The organism is Photobacterium chitinilyticum, from assembly GCF_004104355.1.
Taxonomy (GTDB): Bacteria; Pseudomonadota; Gammaproteobacteria; order Enterobacterales; family Vibrionaceae; genus Photobacterium; species Photobacterium chitinilyticum.
In genome coordinates this window covers 1-21224 of record NZ_RJLM01000015.1, presented here as the reverse complement: position 1 = coordinate 21224, position 21224 = coordinate 1, and the positions used below count along the sequence as shown (strand labels likewise).

At 49.5% G+C, this 21224-nt stretch carries 16 protein-coding genes and 1 tRNA gene; 5 read left to right on the top strand and 12 right to left on the bottom strand.

The annotated features are described in order from the left end of the window. Positions 1–84 precede the first annotated feature (84 nt). Positions 85–510 (top strand): cysteine desulfurase sulfur acceptor subunit CsdE, encoded by a 426-nt coding sequence (gene csdE, locus EDI28_RS22060; protein ID WP_128786042.1) that lies wholly within the window; start codon positions 85–87, stop codon positions 508–510. Between the two features lie 50 nt (positions 511–560). On the opposite strand, the gene tcdA is transcribed toward csdE, so the two are convergent. From tcdA to EDI28_RS22045, 3 genes are all read right to left on the bottom strand, one after another. Beyond that, entirely contained in the window at positions 561–1370 is an 810-nt protein-coding gene (tcdA, locus tag EDI28_RS22055; RefSeq protein ID WP_128786041.1) for a tRNA cyclic N6-threonylcarbamoyladenosine(37) synthase TcdA, read from the bottom strand. Between the two features lie 78 nt (positions 1371–1448). Next, a complete protein-coding gene (gene mltA, locus EDI28_RS22050; protein WP_128786040.1) occupies positions 1449–2543 on the bottom strand; it encodes a murein transglycosylase A in 1095 nt (364 codons plus the stop codon). Positions 2544–2716: 173 nt separating this feature from the next. Then, entirely contained in the window at positions 2717–3118 is a 402-nt protein-coding gene (locus EDI28_RS22045) for a DUF2850 domain-containing protein (RefSeq protein ID WP_128786039.1), read from the bottom strand. A 251-nt stretch (positions 3119–3369) separates the two neighbouring features. Here EDI28_RS22045 and argA point away from each other — a divergent pair, with 251 nt between their 5' ends. After that, positions 3370–4695, top strand: coding sequence for an amino-acid N-acetyltransferase (gene argA, locus EDI28_RS22040; RefSeq protein WP_128786038.1), 1326 nt, complete (start codon positions 3370–3372; stop codon positions 4693–4695). Between the two features lie 68 nt (positions 4696–4763). Here argA and recD read toward each other — a convergent pair whose 3' ends face one another. The 4 genes from recD to EDI28_RS22020 all read right to left on the bottom strand — a co-directional run bounded on the left by recD (position 4764) and on the right by EDI28_RS22020 (position 15339). Beyond that, positions 4764–6878: an exodeoxyribonuclease V subunit alpha gene (gene recD / locus EDI28_RS22035; RefSeq protein ID WP_128786037.1), complete on the bottom strand. Its 2115-nt coding sequence runs from the start codon at positions 6876–6878 to the stop codon at positions 4764–4766. After that, positions 6871–10473: an exodeoxyribonuclease V subunit beta gene (gene recB, locus EDI28_RS22030; RefSeq protein WP_128786036.1), complete on the bottom strand. Its 3603-nt coding sequence runs from the start codon at positions 10471–10473 to the stop codon at positions 6871–6873. Before recB ends, recD begins: the two co-directional genes overlap by 8 nt. A gap of 326 nt (positions 10474–10799) precedes the next feature. After that, positions 10800–14246, bottom strand: coding sequence for an exodeoxyribonuclease V subunit gamma (gene recC, locus EDI28_RS22025; protein ID WP_128786035.1), 3447 nt, complete (start codon positions 14244–14246; stop codon positions 10800–10802). 115 nt (positions 14247–14361) lie between these two features. Continuing rightward, on the bottom strand, positions 14362–15339 hold the full coding sequence (locus EDI28_RS22020) for a TDT family transporter (RefSeq protein WP_128786105.1): 978 nt from the start codon (positions 15337–15339) through the stop codon (positions 14362–14364). Between the two features lie 178 nt (positions 15340–15517). Here EDI28_RS22020 and EDI28_RS22015 point away from each other — a divergent pair, with 178 nt between their 5' ends. Further along, positions 15518–16423, top strand: a complete 906-nt coding sequence (locus tag EDI28_RS22015; RefSeq protein ID WP_128786034.1) for a LysR substrate-binding domain-containing protein — start codon at positions 15518–15520, stop codon at positions 16421–16423. On the opposite strand, the gene EDI28_RS22010 is transcribed toward EDI28_RS22015, so the two are convergent. Further along, positions 16398–17084, bottom strand: coding sequence for a DNA-3-methyladenine glycosylase I (locus EDI28_RS22010; RefSeq protein ID WP_128786104.1), 687 nt, complete (start codon positions 17082–17084; stop codon positions 16398–16400). The two genes, EDI28_RS22015 and EDI28_RS22010, sit on opposite strands and share 26 nt — an antisense overlap. 83 nt (positions 17085–17167) lie before the next feature. Between EDI28_RS22010 and EDI28_RS22005 the strand changes: the two genes are divergently transcribed. Next, positions 17168–17467 (top strand): YebG family protein, encoded by a 300-nt coding sequence (locus EDI28_RS22005; protein WP_128786033.1) that lies wholly within the window; start codon positions 17168–17170, stop codon positions 17465–17467. A gap of 229 nt (positions 17468–17696) precedes the next feature. Next, positions 17697–18728: a 2,3,4,5-tetrahydropyridine-2,6-dicarboxylate N-succinyltransferase gene (gene dapD, locus EDI28_RS22000; RefSeq protein ID WP_128786032.1), complete on the top strand. Its 1032-nt coding sequence runs from the start codon at positions 17697–17699 to the stop codon at positions 18726–18728. Positions 18729–18815: 87 nt separating this feature from the next. On the opposite strand, the gene EDI28_RS21995 is transcribed toward dapD, so the two are convergent. From EDI28_RS21995 to EDI28_RS21980, 4 genes are all read right to left on the bottom strand, one after another. Next, the gene (locus EDI28_RS21995; RefSeq protein ID WP_128786031.1) at positions 18816–19142 is read right to left on the bottom strand and encodes a DUF2799 domain-containing protein; all 327 of its coding nucleotides are present in this window, start codon (positions 19140–19142) and stop codon (positions 18816–18818) included. Between the two features lie 70 nt (positions 19143–19212). Continuing rightward, positions 19213–20409, bottom strand: a complete 1197-nt coding sequence (locus EDI28_RS21990; RefSeq protein WP_128786030.1) for an MFS transporter — start codon at positions 20407–20409, stop codon at positions 19213–19215. A 185-nt stretch (positions 20410–20594) separates the two neighbouring features. Further along, positions 20595–20894, bottom strand: coding sequence for a hypothetical protein (locus EDI28_RS21985; protein WP_128786029.1), 300 nt, complete (start codon positions 20892–20894; stop codon positions 20595–20597). A gap of 186 nt (positions 20895–21080) precedes the next feature. Beyond that, a tRNA-Asp gene (locus EDI28_RS21980) sits at positions 21081–21157 on the bottom strand. Positions 21158–21224 lie beyond the last annotated feature (67 nt).

The window sequence follows — 21224 nt, the reverse complement described above, 5'->3', positions numbered from 1 at the left end:
ACCGCATTCTTCGTGCCTTGCCTGAAGACATTTTAGTCTCTACAGGTGTGGCGCTGAAAGATCAACAGGCCCTTGGAGAGACAAATGACACTACCCGCCCACCCTTTCGGCACTGATATCACGCCAGAAGCCATCGTTGCCCAAATGCAGGCAGCAAACGGCTGGGAAGACAGATACCGCAATGTCATCCAACTCGGCAAGAAACTTCCCGCACTACCGGAAGCGCTCAAGCAAGACCAACTAAAAGTCAGTGGATGTGAAAGCCAAGTCTGGTTGGCTCATCAGGTTGAAGGCGAGATCTTCCATTTCGCCGCCGATTCCGATGCGCGAATCGTGCGCGGCCTGATCACATTGGTGCTAGCGGCTTATGAGGGAAAAACGGCCGCAGAAATTCGGGAGTTTGATGTCGATAGCTATTTTGACAGTCTGGGACTCATTGCCCACCTCAGCCCGTCACGCGGCAATGGCCTGAAGGCAATTGTTGAGCAGATAAAAGAGTTAGCGAGTTAAACAAGTATCGAGTATCGAGCGTCTAGAAACTCGATACTCTTCCCTTTACGCTATTTCGAATGTTTTTCTATCAGCTTTTGTAGAATACGCGACACCGCAACAAAACCAAAGGTAGCTGTCACCATTGTTGCAGCACCAAAACCACTGGCGCAGTCCATACGTTTCGGGCCTTCTGCCGTTGCTTTGACATTACACACCGAGCCGTCAGCCTGCGGGTACTTCAGTTGTTCGGTCGAGAACACACAGTCGATACCAAATTTGCGCTTTGGATTCTTCGGGAAGTTATGGTGACGGCGCAGAGTATCACGCAATTTCTTCGCCAATGGATCTTGAATAGTTTTGGTCAGATCCGTGATTTGAATCTGAGTCGGATCGATCTGGCCCCCCGCCCCACCGGTGGTAATAACTTTGAATTTATTGCTCTTACAATACGCCAGCAATGCCGCCTTGGGTTTCATGCTATCAATCGCATCAAGGATGTAATCAAAGCGGCTATCAATATACTCAGGGATATTGTCCGGAGTAATAAAATCATCGATCAGATTGATCTTGCACTCCGGGTTAATCAGCTTAATCCGCTCAGCCATCACTTCAATTTTGCTCTGACCGACTGTGCCTGTCATCGCATGGATCTGGCGGTTGATATTGGTAACACAGACATCATCCATATCAATCAGTGTCAGCTCGCCAACACCTGAACGTGCTAGCGCTTCGGCAGCCCATGAACCAACACCACCAATACCAATGACACACACATGGGCAGCACGCAGTATGTCCACTTCGCTATTGCCATATAAACGACGGGTGCCGCCAAAACGCTGGTTGTAATTGTCAGAAGCCGGGGTATCTAATTCACGCATAAGTTGTGGGTCGTTCAGATAAAGGATGAGCGCGTTTTATACGCGCTCTGGTTGTAATTGTCCAGCCGAACGGCAGGGCTACTGCTCAGCCGTCAGGCTCGCTTGTACAGGCATACGACCCTGTAAGTCAAGCTTCCAGACTCGACCAAAGTGCTTGTAGTGGCCGGCATCTATGCCAGCTTTAGTCCCCATGCCATGGTACAAGTCGAGGTGATTTTTCTTCACCGCACCGCCGGTATCAAGCGCCAGTAATAATTTAAGCACATGCTGCCCGTTCCAGTTGCCTTCACTGTCTAGCTGCGGTACTTCCGCCAGCAGCACACTCCCCATAGGAAGATATTCGCGATCTGCGGCCACCGAGGCATGTGCCTGTAGCGGGATCCCGGCCGTTCCCATCACATCAAGGCTATCTTGAGGCAGGAAAAATACATATGACGGGTTCTGCTCAAGCAGCTCCTGCACCGTGGCCTCGTCCTGCAGCTTCGCCCAGTCCTCGATGGCTTTCAGCGACATTTTTTCCCGCGCTACTTCGCCCTGCTCAATCAGAACCTTCCCTATGCTGACATAGCAATGGCCATTCTTGCCGTTGTAGGCAAAATACTGCAACTGATCATTATCCTCATAATGGACAAAGCCGCTACCCTGGACCTCCATCATAAAGATATCCAGCATTGATGCACTATACCCCAGTTCGAGTCCCTGTCCTTGCAGGGCTCCGGCATAAATTTCAGCCCGAGTCGGACACTCATCCTCACATGTCGGCATCGCATAAACCGGATAGCGGAAGACCTCGTTCTGCTCATGGCGCAGCTCAATCACCGGAGAAAAATAACCGGTAAACATCACGTTACCGTAGCTATCCCCCCCACCCATCTGGGCAGTCTGAATACCGTAGTTACCCAACTGAGCCGGATCACCACTTTGCTCAACCCAACTCTCAATCTGGCGATACAGGGACTGATACTGACCGGTCATTGCTGGCGAACGCTCGGTCACCAACGTCATCTGCTGATTGAACTGACTGTAATCCCTCGCCTTATCGGACTCTACCGTCGGTACCTGATTAAGCACCAGATCAAAGCTGCCATCCAGATACTGCTGACCTCGGTCTGTCGGCTTGGCACATCCCACCAAGCCAATAATTATCATTGCAATTGTAGCGTTACGATACACGGTAAAGACCTATGAAATTATATGGAGCACAGTCGCCAAGTATGCCTAAAGCAACGGATGCAATAAAGAGGCGATAGTTTACAAAATATGTAGGAAGCTATGTCAGCGCTTTGTTTTTTATCACAAAGAGGAGGTAAGGAGACTATTATCTATTTACGGCAGTTATTCGACTTTTATTCATCTGTGACTTCGCGTAAAGCCTCTCGGGAGCCTTCACGGGAAAACGATGAAATATAATGGGCAGGCTGTTGTCGCACCAATTGATCGGATAAGTAGGTATAAATATACATGTCATCGCCAAAGCGATAAGTCAGCGTGCTACCGTCCCACTCATATTGAGTGTTAACCAGACGTCCATCAACAAAGACACCTTCCGGGCGAAGTTCAAAACGATCAGCCGTATAGGGAGCGACATCCTGCTCGATCCAAGTATCATTGATATTAATAACAGGCTCGGCCCCAAGCATCTCGCTACCAATGGCACCAACAGCCAGTAACGCCGAAAAAACAAGCCCGACAATAATACCCGCTATCAGCAAAGTGAACTGTATTGATTTATATTGAACTTTATTCATATTGCCATTAAGTCATTATAATTATCTATGAATATACCTCATCACCAGTGATACAAAGGCAAAAAGCTGGGCTAGAAGTATAATAACGGGATCTTGTATCCAAAAAAACAATATGACTTTAATACTGTATTTCTTGAATGTTGGCAGATATTTAGCCACTATATTTGCATAATTATTAATTAAGCCCGTCGTAATATAGATAGGGGTAGCAAATCGATAATTTCCCGAACAATAAATATGGATGCATCGCAGTGAAGCTAAGAAGTACAGATCTGGTCAAAGGATTTCGTCAATCCGCGCCTTATATGAATGCCCATAGCGGCAAAACGACTGTTATAATGCTGGGTGGTGAAGCCATTGCCCACCAAAATTTTTCCCATATCGTCAACGATATCGCTTTGTTAAACAGCCTCGGCCTGCGTATTGTCGTGGTCTATGGCGCCCGGCCGCAGATCTCCCAGCGACTCGAATCTCAGGGGGACTCGAGCCCTTACCATAAAGGGGTTCGGATAACCGATGAGCGCACGCTTGAACTGGTGAAACAGGCAGCTGGCCAGTTACAGCTCGACATCACCGCCCGTTTTTCCATGGGACTCAACAATACCCCGATGGCAGGGTCGCAGATCAATGTAGTCAGCGGAAACTTTATTATCGCCCAGCCACTCGGTATCGATGACGGCGTAGACTACCACCACAGCGGCCGGATCCGTCGCATTGATATCGAAGGTATCCACCGTCAGCTGGATCAACAGGCCATAGTATTACTCGGGCCGGTAGCCAGTTCTGTCACCGGGGAGTGCTTCAACCTCACCTCGGAAGAAGTCGCCACTCAACTGGCGATAAAATTGAAAGCCGATAAGCTGATTGGCTTTTGCTCTGAGCAAGGAGTGATCGAAGAGGACGGTTCCGTTGCCTCTGAAATGTTACCCAACGAAGCCGAGCATGCCCTGCAACAACTGATCGACCGCAATGCCGATGACAGCGGTACCGGCCGTTTTCTCCGTGGTGCCATTAGCGCCTGCCGAGCAGGTGTGCCACGCAGCCATCTGATCAGTTACAAAGAAGACGGAGCCCTGATCCAGGAGCTCTTTTCCTTTGACGGTATCGGTACGCAAATCGTCATGGCCAGCGCAGAAAAGGTCCACCGAGCAGGCATTGATGACATCGGCGGGATCCTGGAGCTTATTCGCCCGCTGGAGCATGATGGCATTCTAGTGCGTCGTTCTCGGGAGCAACTCGAGCAGGAGATCGAGCAATTTACCATCATCGAACGTGATAGCCTGATCATCGGCTGCGCAGCCTTGTATCCTTTTGTCGAGGAAAAAATGGCCGAAATGGCCTGTGTCGCGATCCACCCCGACTACCGTGATGGTGATCGGGGCGCCCTGCTACTGAACAGGCTGCGCCAGCAAGCCAAAGAGCAAGGGCTGAAGCATATCTTCGTGCTGACGACCCGCAGCCTACACTGGTTCCGTGAGCAGGGGTTCTACGAATCTAGCGTCGAACAGCTACCGATGGCCAAAAAAGCCCTGTACAACTTTCAGCGCCGCTCGAAAATTCTCGTACTCGATATATAACGCTCCCCTTCCCGACAAAAAGAGTCAGCAGCCGCTGACTCTTTCCCAGTACTATCCGGATAAAACAATTAACCTAACAAGCAAGCCAAGCCACTGGCGCGTTCCGTTCGCAAGCGCACAGACCGGTTGATCACGTCTTGCAGTGCAAACAGATAAAGTTTCTCCTTCGCCCGGGTAACACCGGTATAGATCAGCTCGCGGGTCAGTATCGGGCTAAACTCAGACGGCAGTACCATCAAGGTGTCTGCAAACTCCGAACCTTGCGATTTGTGAATAGTCATGGCGTACACCGTTTCATGCTCAGGCAAACGGCTAGGCAACACGCTACGGATCGAACCGTCAGGCATTTCAAAGAATACCCGTAAATGCGGATTTTCAGGATTAACCTTTTTATCGATCATCGCAATACCGATATCACCGTTATACAAACCTAAACCATGATCGTTGCGGGTGATCATTATCGGCCGTCCTTCATACCAGGTTTCGTCAGCTTGGCCCACCTTCCCGATCCGAACCAGCTCACGTTCAATACGGTGGTTTAAGCCAACCACCCCAAAGTCCCCCTCTCGCAATGCACACAATAAGCGCACGGCAGAAAAGGCCTTCAGTACCTCTTTCGGCTCTTTTCCCAGCTCGATCGCATCAAAATAGTCACGATAAAAGTTCACCGTCATATTAATCATGGTCTGGTAGCTTTCGGCGCTAAGGGAGTAATGATTGATATCTTTGAAGCCATGTTGGCAAACTTTCTCGACATGGTACGGGTTACCATTATTAATCGCCTTGGCCAGCTTACCAATACCCGACTCAGCGTGGAAACGATAGCTCTTCTGCAGCATGCACAGACTGTCAGCCACCGGACTAACGGCCCTCGCTCCATCAATCCCTGTAAGGTGACTGCCCGCGAGATCAAACCCCGTCAGCTGACTCAGTAATTGTTCCTGTTGTCGGCTGTAGCCCTGACTGGAAAAGGCACAAATATCACCCAATACCGCGCCAGCTTCTACCGAAGCCAACTGGTCGCGGTCACCCAACAGGATCAACTTGGCATGGGGAGGCATGGCATCGAGCAAGCGGGCCATCATCGGTAAATCGACCATCGAGGCCTCATCGACCACCAGCACATCGAGGTGAAGGGGGTTATCATGATGATGGCGGAAGTCGACCTGATTCGGCACCGAACCTAACAAACGGTGAATGGTGCTAGACTGGGTCGGAATACGCTTTCGTACCTCGGGATCAACGGGCAGTGATTGCACCGCCATACCAATGGATTCCGTCAGACGCGCCGCCGCTTTCCCCGTCGGAGCCACCAGCTTTATGGTCGGCGTAGCCACCTCCTCCCCCGTACTACCATGATCTGCCTGCATCACAAGCGCCGCGAGTAATTTGGCCACCGTTGTCGTTTTACCAGTACCTGGTCCGCCAGATATAACCGCAAACTGACGGGTAATGGCCATTGCTGCCGCCACCTTCTGCCAGTTAAGGCAAGCCGCCTGAGGAACGAGTCCATCCAGCGCTGACAGCTCTTCCGCTTTAGTGGCTGCAATCAGTATGGCATCAATCTCGTCCCAGTTGAGCAACTCGGCTCGGACAACATCCAGCTTATCGCACACTTCTTTTCGTCGGATTTCAGCAGTGTTCATCTCATTTGGGCTAGCTTGGCCGGAGTCGGCCTTTTTGAGTTGTTGCAGCGCCTGGTACAAATAGGTATAAGTACGCGGAAAGAGTTCGTTCAGCACTGACGGCATAATGGCTGCAGGTTCAACCGGCTGCGCCGTATGATGGAGCTTGCTGGCAACTAGCTGCTCGAAATGCCAATAACGGTGCAGGTATAACCGGCCGCCGTCCAAGACCAGCGGCGTTGCCTGCTGATCACCTTGTTCGATATTCGAGACAATCGGTAATCCGTTCAATTCCGCCGTCCATTGTTCCGGCTCTGGCAGGCCATCCAACAAAGCGACTGACACTCGGCTAGGCAAACCGAACAAGGACTGGGCTGATATTTTGTTAAGCATCAGGCAGACATGCCCTTTACCCAGTTCATGGCTCACCAACGCCGCGACCAAGGCCACCAGCGACGAGTGAGAATCAGGACTACGCAGAGCCACAAATTTGGCAAATTGATAATCTAACTGGCGCAGCACACCCTGCTTGGTTAGGTCCTGTAAACGCTTAAGCATCAATCTGCTCTCCATCAATTAATTGGTCTAGTTCAGCCAGTAGCGCTTCTGTCGGACGAGCATGGAAAATACCGCTGTCACTGCCGGCCTCCATTCCGCGCAGGAACAAGTAATACACCCCGCCAAAGTGGGTCTCGTAGTCATAGCCAGGGATCCGGCTGCGCAGGAAGCGTTGCAGTGCAAGGGCATAGATTTGGTACTGCAAATCGTAGCGGTGATCGCGCATTGCCTCTATTAGCTTGTCACCACGATATACACCGGGGTCGTCACCTAAATGGTTAGACTTCCAGTCGAGTACGTAGTATTTCCCCTCATGCTCAAACACCAGATCGATGAAGCCCTTGAGCATACCGCTAACCGTTGCAAAACCAAGCTCACCGGCTTTTGCCGACACGCTGTCATGCTTGGCAATCACCTTGTTCAGCATCGCTGACGATAGTAATTCAATCGGCAACAAAAACTCCATTTCAGTCAGACGCTGGGAAGAGGTTTTATCTACCAGCTTCATCCCCTTGTCGTCTAACGAACTATTGAGCACATCATGAATCAATTGCTGCAATACCGGCAGCCACACCAGATCATAGTTTTCTTTTTGCAACAGGTCGGTCAGCGTTGCCACTGTCTCGAGGCTATCAACCGGCGCGGTAAATTCGATCTCTTCGAATACGGTATGCAGGAACGTACCCGGGCGAGCACCACGCGGGAAGGTATAAATAGAGTATTCAGGTTCGAGCTCAGCAACGAGTTCCTCGCCGTCCTGCACGGTTTCCGCAGCCGACTCAATATCAAAACCCGGCAAATCCAAACTGCTGTCATGATGAGACTGATGGCCTTGCTTAACCAGACTGGAATAACTGGTCATCCACCAGTTACGCTCAATACTGATCGTGAACTGGCTAGGGGCGAGCGAAAGCTCTTCTTGTTCAGCCTGCTGCCATTTGGTCTCAGGCAGTACTGGCGGCTCGGCTATCGTTATCGACGGCTGGCTTTCTGCCAGCCTGGCTAACGCAAGCTCTAAGGCAGCAATACCGCCCTCCTGACCATTTTGTACCAGGTGTCCCATCGCAGAGTGGTGCAAGCCCGTCGGCTCTTTGGTACTGCGCCCGTTACGGATCGGTGCCATCCCGACGTAACAGCCATAAACCGCACGCGTCAGTGCCACGTAGATAAGACGTAAATCTTCCGCCAAGCGTTCTTTATCGGCCTTTTCAATCGAGTCTGCCTGCTTGGAGATATCCAGCACAGTGAGATTAGCCAGCTCATCGTGGTACTTCACCTCGCCTTTGCTATCGACTTCGCGATAGCTACAGACAAACGGCATAAAGACCAAATCGTATTCAAGGCCTTTTGATTTGTGGATGGTGACGATTTGCACCAGATTACGCTCTGACTCCAGGCGCAAAACCTGATCTTCGGCATTGCCGTTGGGCTCTGCTACATGTTCAGCCAGCCAGCGCAATAAACCGTAATCACTGTCTAAAGTCTGGCTCGCCTCCTGCAGCAACTCACCAATGTGCAGCAAATCGGTCAGGCGTCGCTCCCCGCCCTCTTCGGCCAATAAACGCTCTGCGATTTTGCACTTTGCCATCACGCTTCGCAGCATCGGCATCACACCTCGGGTGAGCCACTGCCTGCGATACTCTTTGAAGCTATTTACCGCAATTTCCCACTCATTTTCATCATTATTGAGCTTATCTAGCTCAACGGCGGTCAACGCAAACAGGCTCGATGCCAATGCTGCTCGCAGCGCACGTTCATCTTCAGGCGTCAGTACCGCTTGTAACAAACGCTGAATATCTGCCGCTTCTGCGGTTGAAAACACGCTATCGCGGTTAGACAGATACACACTGGCGATGCCTTGCTCGGATAATGCCTTACGGACGAGCTTGCCCTCGTTACCGGTACGAACCAGCACCGCGATATCGCCGGCCTGAATCGACGTCTTGTGGTCTTTATCTTGGAAAAATGCGTTACCTTGCTCCGACTGGGTCAAAACGTTCTGGATTTGTGCCGCTGTCGCTTCCGCCATCGTCTGCTGGTAACAGCCTTTGGTCACAGGCTTACCGTCCACACTGTCCTGATGCCAGAACGTCAGGGCATGCTGGGGCTGGTTGTCTAGCCACCAGCTGCGATCAGGCGCTTTCGGGCTATGGTTAACCGACAGAAACTGAATGTCCTGATCATAAATAAACGGACTGTCAGGCAGCTCAAACACAGTATTGACCGAGACGATCATATCGGCAGTCGAGCGCCAGTTGGTATCTAGCGTGTAATGATCAAGTACCTGACGGCGGGCCTGAATATAGGTGAAGATATCCGCCCCACGGAATGCATAAATAGCCTGCTTCGGATCCCCGATCATAAACAGGCCACACTCTGGCTGGCTAGTGTAAATATTACTGAAGATACTGTATTGCAGCGGATCGGTATCTTGAAATTCATCGATCATCGCCACCGGGTACTGGCTGCGAATGCGCTCTGCCAGCAGATCATCTTGATCATTGTCGATCGCCGCAGAAAGCTGGGTCAGTAAATCATCAAACGATAACCAGCCTTTACGATCTTTGGCCTTGGCCAGTAAATCTCGGCATTGCTCAATGGCATGGGCCATTAGCGGATCATGCAAGTTGACCGGGTTATCCAGCAAATCAGCAATCGCAACAAACACCGCATGCTCGGGTACTTCGCCCTTGGCCGTTTTTTCAATCAATGTCTGCTGGTGAAAGCGATCCAGTTTATCGGGCAAGTCATAACTGACTGTAGGCACTGCGGCCCACTGACTCACCTGGGCCAGCCAGGTCGGCAGGCTCTTTTTGGTATAGCTGCGTTTGTTAACACCGGAATTGGCAATCAGTGCCTCAAGATCGGCTTCACTGTCACGCCATCGTGCTTTGACGTCATCAATACGCTGCATATTCTGCTGGTGCAACTCGGCCAGCGAGTCACTCATGGCCTCGACACTGAGCTTTACGGGGGCCCCGGTTAAGCTGCCGCCAATGTCTTTCAGCAATGCTGCCGGTGAAGACCACACATTACGCACTTCGCTCGCCAGTGCATGCGGCAGATGATAGAAATTACGACGCCAATAGTCCGCCGCCACCAAGCTTTTGAGCTGGCTCTCATCGGTCACAAATTCATTATTGAAACGGCTGCCGGATTCGAAGGCATTTTGCGTCAGCATCCGCTGACAAAAACCGTGGATGGTATAGATGGCGGCTTCATCCATCTGGCGTTCGGCTTGCAGCAAAATACTCGCCGCCGTTTTATGATCGCTAATTTCCTCTAGCAACGGCTGGATAACCGGATCATGGCTGACGCCACGACTAAACGCCAAGCGGGCATCATGAATTCGCGCCCGAATACGATCCCTCAGTTCCGCAGTGGCCGCTTCGGTAAAAGTTACAACCAGTATTTTATCGACGGTCAGTTCTGACGCATGACGAGTTTCAGCACTGCCGTGCCCCAATAACAAACGTAAATATAAACTCGCAATGGTGAAGGTTTTCCCCGTCCCCGCAGAAGCTTCGATTAAACGCGCCCCGTGCAGAGGAAAAGTCATAGGCTGCAGCTTCGTGGCTGCATGTGAATGATCCATTGATTGTATTTCCGAGTCTGGTTGCAAATTAAAATAACAACGAAGGGGTTCACTACGGTTACGATACCGTGAACACCCGCTTCTGCTTAAGTGATAAAGATCACATGAGCAATGTGATCAATCACTTATAAAGATTTTTTAACTTGTAGAATCATATTTCATTCTACTAATGTGAGAACTTACTCACGGTTTACCCTATGGGGTTTAGTTAGTATCAGCGCCAGAAATTTGGTCTACCTCTGGACCTGTGGTCGTACAGCGGACACCCTACAAATAAGAATGATTTGCTGGCGGCCACACTACATCTCCTCCCTAAACCACTCCCACTAGTCTTCTACCGTTTCACTGTTTAAGATCGCAGCCTGTAATACTCGTGAAGCCAACTGTGATACTTCAACTGCCAGTTCGTCATTCCACTGTGGCCAAACGCGGGCGATGTAACTGTCGGCCCCCTCGCCCGGGAACAAATATCCGTCATTAAAGCAGTCCGCCATTTTCTTCAATGACTTTTCGATGGTCTCTGCATCATCTTTCCAGTTACCGTCACGGCCGATACACGCCTGAATTCCTGCTTGGGCTGTTTTCGGAAAATAAGGCAGCGGCTGGTTCAAACCGTGGTAATACAACTCAATGACATCTTGTAAATAAATCAAGGCCTGTTCGGCGTCGATCGTCAGTAATACCAGATGCTTATCGGTACCGATCAAGTGTGTCGGCTGACCACGGCCGCTGGCAGCCAGACACAAATGATCAAACCAGCTCGTTAACTGATCTTGGGCACGAATCTTACCACTGCGGTAGCGCACCAGACCGGACTGATAGCGTTGCTTCAGCCAGCCCTGTAATCGGACTTCATGGCCATCAACGAGAAAAGTGATATCCACTTCATGATCATCAAGCGGGCGATTCACTAAGGGTAAAATCGTATCGGCCAACGACACGACTTCCACCCGCGTTGCTTCGAGATCTAGTTCGCCAAAGGCGGCCACGGGTAAGTTACCGGCCGCTTTCTGTTCGGCAGCAAACGATGCAAATACCTCATCTTCACTGCGATGATTCACTTTCGCATCAAGCAATAGCGCCAAAAGCTCGTCACGCATCAAATAGTTTTCCAGACCATTTAGCACAAATGGCTCATCATCTTCTATCACCCCCATCGGCGGTTCAAAGAACACTTTTAAACGACGGTTAAAGAAGTAGCGTACCGGCAAGCGCCAGAATCGTTGCAGCTCAGCCAGTTCTAAGATCAGGCTTTGTCCCGCTTCCAACGGCTCGGCATCTAGTGCCGTCAGCTGGAATTCATTGCTTGCCTCACCTTCCCGAGCTGCAGCCGGCAGCCATTCAGCCGCATAGCTGGCATTCGCGCCACAAAAGGCAGTCGGGCTAAAAGGCACTAACGGGTTGTGATAAATCAAGTGCTGCTTGATACGAACAGCCGATTCATCAACAGGCAGAGCTTCGTCACCGGCCATGCAATAGCCCTGCTGGCAATATTCCACCAGCTCGCTGACCAATACTGATGGGACTTTCTCGGCGTTATCCTGAATCGAGCGCCCGACATAGCTGATATACAAAACTTCTTGGGCCGATTGAATCGCCTCGAGGAAAAGATAGCGGTCATCATCACGACGGGAGCGATCACCCGGCTTAGTGCGGCCATTCATAAGATCAAACCCTTCAGGGGCAATATTACGCGGGTAAGAACCGTCATTCATACCCAACAAACACACAACCTTAAACGGGATCGAGCGCATCGGCATCAAGGTACAGAAGTTAACCTGACCGGCAAGGAAACGCTGGCTTACTCGCTCACCCGACAGCTTGTCTTGCAGATACTGGGTCAGAACCGTAGGGGTGATTAAGGTTTGATAGCCAGCATCTTCCAGCTGTTCATGCAGACGATGTAGGTTATCGCGGATCGATTTAAGAACCAGCTCTCCTTCCACCTCAACCGAAAAGAAATCATCCAGCAGCTGATTAAGGATATCGGTCCAGGCAGCCACGGTTTGCGGTTGCGCCAATTGCTCACGGTATGCAATTAGACAATCGATGAATCCAGCCAATTGACCAGCTAATTCCGCATCTAAGCCTTGTACTTGTTCATAGGCAGAAATACCATCGAACAAGCCCGCACTGTGAGGCATGGCATAACCCAGCAGCATGCGCTGGATACCAAACAGCCAGGTATTCTGATCCTGCTTGGGCAGTTCAAACTGACACGCCGTTTGCGCATCAAGGCCCCATCGAACACCGGCATCTTCAATCCAGCGTTTGATTTTCTCGAAGCTATCGCTATCAAAATCAAACTTGTTCATCACTGCCGGCACTTCCAGTAGTTCCAGCAGTTCAGAGGCATTGCAACGACTTTCAGGCAAGGTCAGCAGACGCAGGAAAGCCAACAGGATCGGATTTTCCTGATCCGCGGTTCGATCCGAAATAGAGAACGGTATATACCTGTTACCCGGCGCATTACCGAAAACGGCCTGGATCGCAGGGCTATAGGCATTGATATCAGCCACCATCACGATCACATCTCGAGGCTTGAGACCCTTCTCTTTTTCTGCCTCGAACATCGCTAGCAACTTGTCATGCAGAACTTCTACCTCACGCATTGGGCTGTGGCAGGCATGGATCGACAATGACGTATCATCATCGCTGATCGGGAGCTTATGGTAGCTGGAATCCAAGACCTCATCGTTCTGGCGATCTTCCAGATTCAAGATATCAGCCTGAATTGCATGCAGTAGCGTGTCAGGTTCTATGTCGACAAAGCCTGCATCCACTTCATTAACCTGCATTTCAGACAGCAAATACATGTTGTCGCGGCCTAATTTGCCCATCGATGCAAGAAGGCTGTTACCCACGACATCGTTGTGCATGTCGACATCGTAATGACTTTCATCGCTATCCTTAAGCTGTTCGATATATTCGCTAGCGTCACTGCTATCTTGCAGCGAGCGTAAAATCACTCGTTGGTTGGCCGCCAAGCGCGCCAAATGTTTACGGTCACGAATATCCCCCCAGTAATAGCGACACGGGTTAGTAAACATTAGGTGGACGTCAATGTGCTCACCTAATGCCGCCAGCGCATCCAAATAACGTGGAGGCAACGAAGAAATGCCGAATACGAACAAACGCTTAGGTAATTCAGCTGAAAATGTTCCGCTACTGGCGTAGTTTTCCAATGTCTCGATGAAGTGCTCATAAAGGTTGGCACGGTGATAGGGCGACTGCTCTAACTCTAACGTGTAATCATAAAGCGCCTGCCATAAAATAGGCTGCCAAGGGTGTTCATCGCCTAATTCAGCGACCGTTTCACCAGCTTCCCATTGCTGAATCCACTCGGGGCGATATACCAAATATTGGTCGAAGATATCTGCTATTTTCTCGGCCAACTGATAAATTTTGAGGTTATCAGGGTCATTGTCCAAATAACGCTTTAATGGTTCAAACTCAGCGATTTCTAACTGCTGCGGTAATACCTGCATCAACTTCCACGTCATTGCCTCTTTGTTGAATGCACTGCGCTCCGGCACATCATCCAACACCTGGGTGAACATTTTCCAGATGTAGGTTGCAGGCAGCGGAAATTCAAGGTTGGCCGCCACACCGAATGACTTCGCCAGCTCCATCTTCAGCCATTGCGACATCCCAGGGCTTTGCACCAAAATTTGCTCGGATTCAAACGGATTATCAAGAGGGTTTAGACGGATCAACTCAACCAGTAATGATTTGAGGAGATCCAGTTGATTGGAGTGATAAACAGTAAACACGCAGATATCTCACAAAAAGAGAAAGTTACACTGATTGTCTACCATGATCTTGTTAGCTGCAAACCTAAATTACATCTACAAGAAAGCCCGGTATAACCGGGCAAACCACACTACATTACAAGCTCTGTGGAACAGGACTAAAGAGTCGTGAAATCGGACGATAATAAGCTAAATAACGTAGCACAACATAAGATACAACCACCGTTGATACATACAGTTCGACATTCGCCAGTAGGGATACCTGATTGACATATTCCTGTGCCACGCCATTTGCCGCCATCCATGCTGCAGTTTTGAACAGCGCTGTCGCCCCGATAACCATCGGAAAGGTAAAAGCAGCATAACCCGGACTAAAATCGAGACGCAGTAGCCGAAAGAATGCCACGTAGATAACAAAAGTCATCAGTACCGCAATCCCAGCCAACAGAGCAATGATCACCGGAGAGGGGCTCTGCTCTACGGTGAGATACCCAGCTAGGGAAAGGCTCGCAGGGGCTGCCATTATCGCAATCGTCGGTTTCGCGGCATCAGGAATTTCATGGCTGAAGATCAATCGATAAACCATAATTGGCAGCATCACGGCGTACACGCCCATACCAAAAACCAATAGACCCTCAGCGAGCGGACGCAGCGCCCCGCCAGGAAAGGCAACATCTGCCACAATAATACCAATAGGCGGAACAAACCAACTTGGCACCATATGGTGGAGCTTGAATTCAATCGCACGATGATAGACAAACAGCACCAAAAATATCATGTGAAGTATTACAGCAGATAACCACATAGCCTGTGCCAAATAGGGGGCATAAATCCCCACCGCTTTTGATACCACCATTAACGCCATTGCAAACGTCGGCACCACACTGCCCACAACATGGTGAGTCAGATCGTTCCACAAAGATTTCGGGTGGAATACAAATTTTATAATCAGGATCAGCAGTATTGCTGATGCAATTGCGGCACCGGCGACTTGGCCTGTACCGTTTAGGTCCGCGGCATTTTCCCAGCACCAGCCAAGACTCGCAATGCCCAGTGCGAGACCAGCCATTGGCGTTGGTGCTCCCGCAACTTTATTTATCGTCGTTCTCATCATGATATTTTCTCCGCATTCACCCCAAACCTCATGGATTTCGATATCACCGCTTTGGGCTGAAAACATTGCTCTCTGAACACGGAGAGATTGTATAGAATTTGATTCGTTTATAATAACTGAATATATTTAATACCTGTTTAAATTATATTGAACATCGAATAACGAACATGGAGAGAAGATGAATATTGCCCTCAAGCAGCTTAGGGTGTTTGTCACCGTCGCCCAGGAACGAACGATCACTGCGGCAGCCGAGAAACTCTTTCTCTCCAAGCCTGCAGTCAGCATGGCGCTGTCCGAACTGGAAAAGCATCTTGGACACAAGCTATTTGATCGCAATAACAATCGCCTGATCATCAACGAACAGGGAAAACGCCTACTTCCTTTAGCAGATGAACTGCTGGCACGCAGCAATGACATTGAGCAGATGTTCAATTATGCCGGGCCGATTAGCGGAAAACTAAAAATTGGTTCGAGCGATACTGTCGGCAACCAAGTCACCCCCTTTTTGCTCCGTGATTTTCGCCGCGACAGCAAGCATGATAATCAATCTCTATTTATTTCCAATACGGCCCAAATCTGTCATATGCTGAGTGAGTTCGAGCTCGATGTGGGTTTGGTCGAAGGTAAAGTGCAGCAATCCGATCTCGTGGTTCAGCCCTGGCTAGACGATGAAATGGTGGTAGCATGCCATCCCGATCACCCCCTGACCAAAATTGACAACTTAACCTTGTCTGATCTGGAGCATTCACAGTGGATTTTACGTGAGCCGGGATCGGGAACACGGGAGTTTTTTCTCAACCGCATCGCCCCTAGACTGGAAGAGTGGCAGCAGGCATTCGAGCTTAATACCACCGAGGCAATTATAAACTGCGCGACGGCCGGACTGGGGATCACCTGCCTGTCACGCCTGGCAGTCGAACATGCCGTCAAGGACAACCGGCTAGTTACCCTCAGCTTGCCGCTGGATACACATCGCCAGTACTGGCTGCTCTACCACAAAGAAAAATACCAGAGCCCACTACTTAAGCTGTTTCTGGATTTTTGCCAACACTGGACGCCTAGAAACGATTATCACCTTGGCTAAATGCAATGATCTGGCTGATCTGACACAACGGGCGACCAGTTTCCTGTTGCCAGTCGCTAAACGCCTGCTGAGTTGCGAGCAAAGATTTCCGGGTATCACGGCCACCGTCTATTACTCCCGTATTACGCAGGTAGGCTTCGACATCGTGGCTAAGAATAAAGGTATCTTTACCCATAATCCGTAATGTATACGGTCCGGTATTGCCACCAAGGCGCTTACCGTATGTTTTTAGATAACGCCATAAGCCCGTAATATCCTCTGCCGGCCAATCGGCCACCATTGTCGAAAATGATCCATGCTCCAGTGCTGCATCATGGATCATATGGGCATTTTCCGGAATCGTCATCACCTTGCCTAGATGGCGGATGATTGCCGGATCAGTCGCTTTACGCTCCCACATTTCAGTTGGCATCAGCAGCATTTTTTCGATGTCAAAACCGAAAAAGACTTCTTCAAAGTTAGGCCATTTATTACGGACAACTTTCCAGCTCATTCCAGACTGAAATACCTTCTGGGAGAATGCTGCCAACCAACGATCATCAGGAATAGCCTTTAGCTTCTTTGCACTTAAAGGAGTAGCCAGCAGACTTTCCAGCTCGGTATCTCCACCTTTCCTTTCGGCTGCTCGGGCATAAATATGGGTAAATTTTTCTCGCACCATCACATTAACACGCTTATCACTGGACATAGCCCTTTATGCTACTGTATAAACAGCCAGTAAATCAATTTCGGGAGAGGGTGACCATGGCTGTTATCGTCAAATATGTGGTTGAGCGCAACGGAGAAGAAAAGATGACTTTCACCTCTAAGTCCGAAGCCGACGCATACGACAAGATGCTGGATATGGCTGACGAGATGTTTACTTTGCTAGGCGAAAGTGAACTGTTCGAAGATGAGGCCAAGCAAGAAGAGCTATCGCTGTTCTTAGCGCAGAAACGTGAAGAAGTACTGATTGCACTGGGTGCCAAAAAGAAAGCGGCACCAAAAAAGAAAGTAGCGAAACCTGAAGCTGTTGCTGAACAGCCACAGGATGATGCGGCTTAATTTCTGCTGTCGACAACTTCAACATGAATAAACCTCCATACTGGAGGTTTTTTTATGCAAAAAAATACACGTAAGCACTGTTAATAGCCTTGCTTTGGCAATAATTTCGTCATTTTTCACTGATTATCTGCTCCCCCCTTCAATATCATGCCAACTGTCATTATGATGGTTTCATCTGCCTGCATTGCAACGCAGAGCTCAAAACTTTTGACATGGAGAACGATCACTAATGGCCAGCTTTTCACTTGCCCTAGGTACAGCGACTAAAAACCGTGACGGTAAAATCATCGAAGCTTTCTTCCCAACCCCAGCGCTTAACCCATCAGATGAGCTGATCGCTGCTGTAGCGGCTGTTGTAGGCTATAAAGAAGGTAACCAGGCTATTGAGGTCACTCCTGCTCAATGTGCAGATCTCGCTTCGGCATTCACCGCTGCAGGTGAAGAGAAAAGTGCCCAATTTGCATCTAAGGCTGCGCAGTCAACTCAGCCATTGGTTATTGTGGTTCTGGCAACTGATGAAGCACCAACCTCCGTTGCTGAAGGCTTCTTGAAGCTGCAACTGATCTCTAACCGCCTAGCTAAGCCACACGGCATTGTCCTGGATGGTATCTTCGGCCTGCTGCACAACATTGCCTGGACGAGCCAGGGACCAATTGATCTGCCAGAGCTGGCCGATCGCCAGATCGAAGCTCGCCTGAACGGCGAAGTACTGACAGTAGACTGTGTCGATAAATTCCCGAAAATGGTCGATTACGTGGTTCCTGCAGGCGTACGTATTGCAGATACCTCGCGCGTTCGCCTTGGTGCGCACGTGGGTGAAGGTACAACCGTTATGCACGAAGGGTTCATCAACTTCAATGCCGGAACTACGGGCGTAAGCATGGTCGAGGGTCGTATTTCTGCGGGTGTCATGGTTGGCGAAGGTTCCGATATCGGTGGCGGAGCCTCTATCATGGGTACCCTAAGCGGTGGTGGCAAAGTGGTTGTTTCAATTGGTGAAAACAGCCTACTAGGTGCGAATGCAGGGCTTGGCTTCCCTCTGGGTGACCGCTGTACGATTGAATCAGGCCTATATGTAACTGCCGGGTCTAAGGTCCGTATGCTGGATTCAACAGGCAAAGAAGTTGAAGTGGCTAAGGCCCGCGAACTTGCCGGTAAGTCAGACCTTCTTTTCCGCCGCAACTCGGTAACCGGCCAGATTGAGTGCCTCACCAACAAAACAGCCGTTGAGCTAAACAGCGAACTGCACAGCAACAACTAATACTTGCAGTTAGTTACTCAAGATAAAAAAGGCTGCCTCGGCAGCCTTTCCACTCTCTAATCAACTATCTAGACTACCAGCCCAATACTAGTAACCTCGATCAATCAGGCCATAACTGTTTGGGTTATTGCCACATTCATCCGGGTAACCCTGATTTACTACCGTGTTGACGGTTTTCTTCTGGCTGCAGTATTCAAACCGCCCCTGCAGGTAACCTGCACGATATTTTTCGTACTCGGTTTCAGTCATGGCTCCCTGCTTGCTAAGACGATTTTCATCCCACTCACGATAGCCTTGTGTGCCATGATAAGCCCCCAGTTGTTCCCACTCTTTATTTTGTGATAGCTCAACTTCATGCTGGCTAACACATGCCGTCAGGGCAATAACAACAGTCAGAAAAATCAATCTCACCATACTATTCTGCCTCAATGAAGTATCCACTCTGCTGATAAGTATGGTCTATACTCCGGCTATCTCGCCGAGATTAATTTAGTGCCGCTACCGCATCTCTACCACTTTTACTGCGCGAGCCATGATATACCAATATCAGACCAACACCGGCAGCAACTAGCATCACACATCCAAGGTGCCATGCCTGACTAATCCCTAATTTGAGCAAAAGGCTACTCAGCAACGAAGCTGATACCATCTGGAAGGCACCAGACAGCGCCGATACGGTACCCGCTTTATTACCATATGGAACCAGCAACAATGACTGCGCGCATGGGAAGGCCATCCCATTGGCCATGGCTAACAAGAAGTGACCGCTACTCATCCAGATTGGTTCAACCGGCGCAATGATCAATACGCTACCGGCAAAGAAATGAAGTAAGGGTGCAAGCTGCAGCATCTTCTGTGTACCTAATACAGGGCGAAGCCGCTGGCATAAAATACCGCCGCTCAGCAGACCAAAAGCAGGAACCATCGCCCAAAATGCATACTCATCAGAAGACATTCCGATCTGAACCTGCATAATAAACGGCATCAGAGAAATCGAAAGCACTACAAGCGCAAAGTTAACCCAGCCAAGACCGGCAAAAATGAGAAAGTGCCGTTCTCGCATCAGAGAAAAATACGAAACGACCAGTTTACTGACAGACTGTGGTGCTGACGTTACCTCAAGCGTCTCTTTGAATGTCAGCAGCAACACCAGCCAAACTACCGCGATATAACCCAGCAATAAGATAAATACGGCTAACCAGCCAGAGTAGTGGTTCACCAGACCGCCAATAACAGGAGCAACAATAGGTGTAAAGGCAGCAACAATTGCAACCCAGGTCATCGCCTTAACTAAGTGATGGCTCAGGTAACTATCACGAATCGTAGCCCTTGCAAGCACTGCAACACTCCCAGCTCCAAGGCCCTGAATAAAACGACCTGCAAGCAACCAGTTAAACGAATCAGCATGCGTAACAGCTAACACTAACCCAAGTAAAGCGATGAGCAATCCGGACAACAAGACAGGTCGGCGGCCAAAAACATCTGACATTGGACCATAAATAAGCTGGGAGGGACCAAAACCAAGCAAATAACCAGAAACCAATAGCTGCGCCTGCCCTGAACTCACACCCAAATCTTGTGCAATCCACGGTAGAGAAGGGAAAATCAACCCTAGACTAAGTTGACCAATACTGACAATCAGACATGCCAGCAGCAGCGGCTTCCAGTTAAATTTACTCATAGATATCCTCATTTAAAGCACACACTACATTCCTGACAATTTTATCAGGGTGCGATTACTATTATGCACGTTACAGAAAAAACTATTAGCAGCGAGGAATTAAGGCATTATTTCCTGAAGGGACACAATGACAACCGCTCAGTTAGCTTCTGAGCAGCCAGTCACGGTAAGATAATAGAATGAAGTTACTTATTGATGATGTATGTGAATTGATTGGTAAAAGAGAACTTACTGCCACTGGTGCTGACTCGCCCTTGCTTCATCGCTACGATCACCTCTTTCTGAACTCGGATGAGTGAAAAGAAACGGATAACCATAAAGACTATAAACACCGGCATAATTATCTGGGTTATAGCCGCTGCCTGCAGCACCAAATCACTCACCAACCAAGCTGCCAGCATCAGCAACATGGCATATAGCGAATGCGGTTTCAGTACTATCGTTACCTTATCGGTAGTCTCCGTCCGCTCAAAGAAAAATGTCATCGTTATCTCTCATCAGTAAAGAATGTCGCTAACTCTCTCATAGGATCCGGCTCAATGACAAGTATTGGCCCATGAGTTCGCTCGATGAGTTGTAAACGAGTATGTCTGAACTACCGCGCCACTTAGATATTTACCAAATTCCAAACGTAAAAAAGCCCGAGTCTTTCGACTCGGGCTTAGTATAAGTGGCGGAGCGGACGGGACTCGAACCCGCGACCCCCGGCGTGACAGGCCGGTATTCTAACCAACTGAACTACCGCTCCACACGGTGATAAACAGCTTACTGTTTATCCGATATCCATCGTTCAACATGAATATCTAAATTTGAAG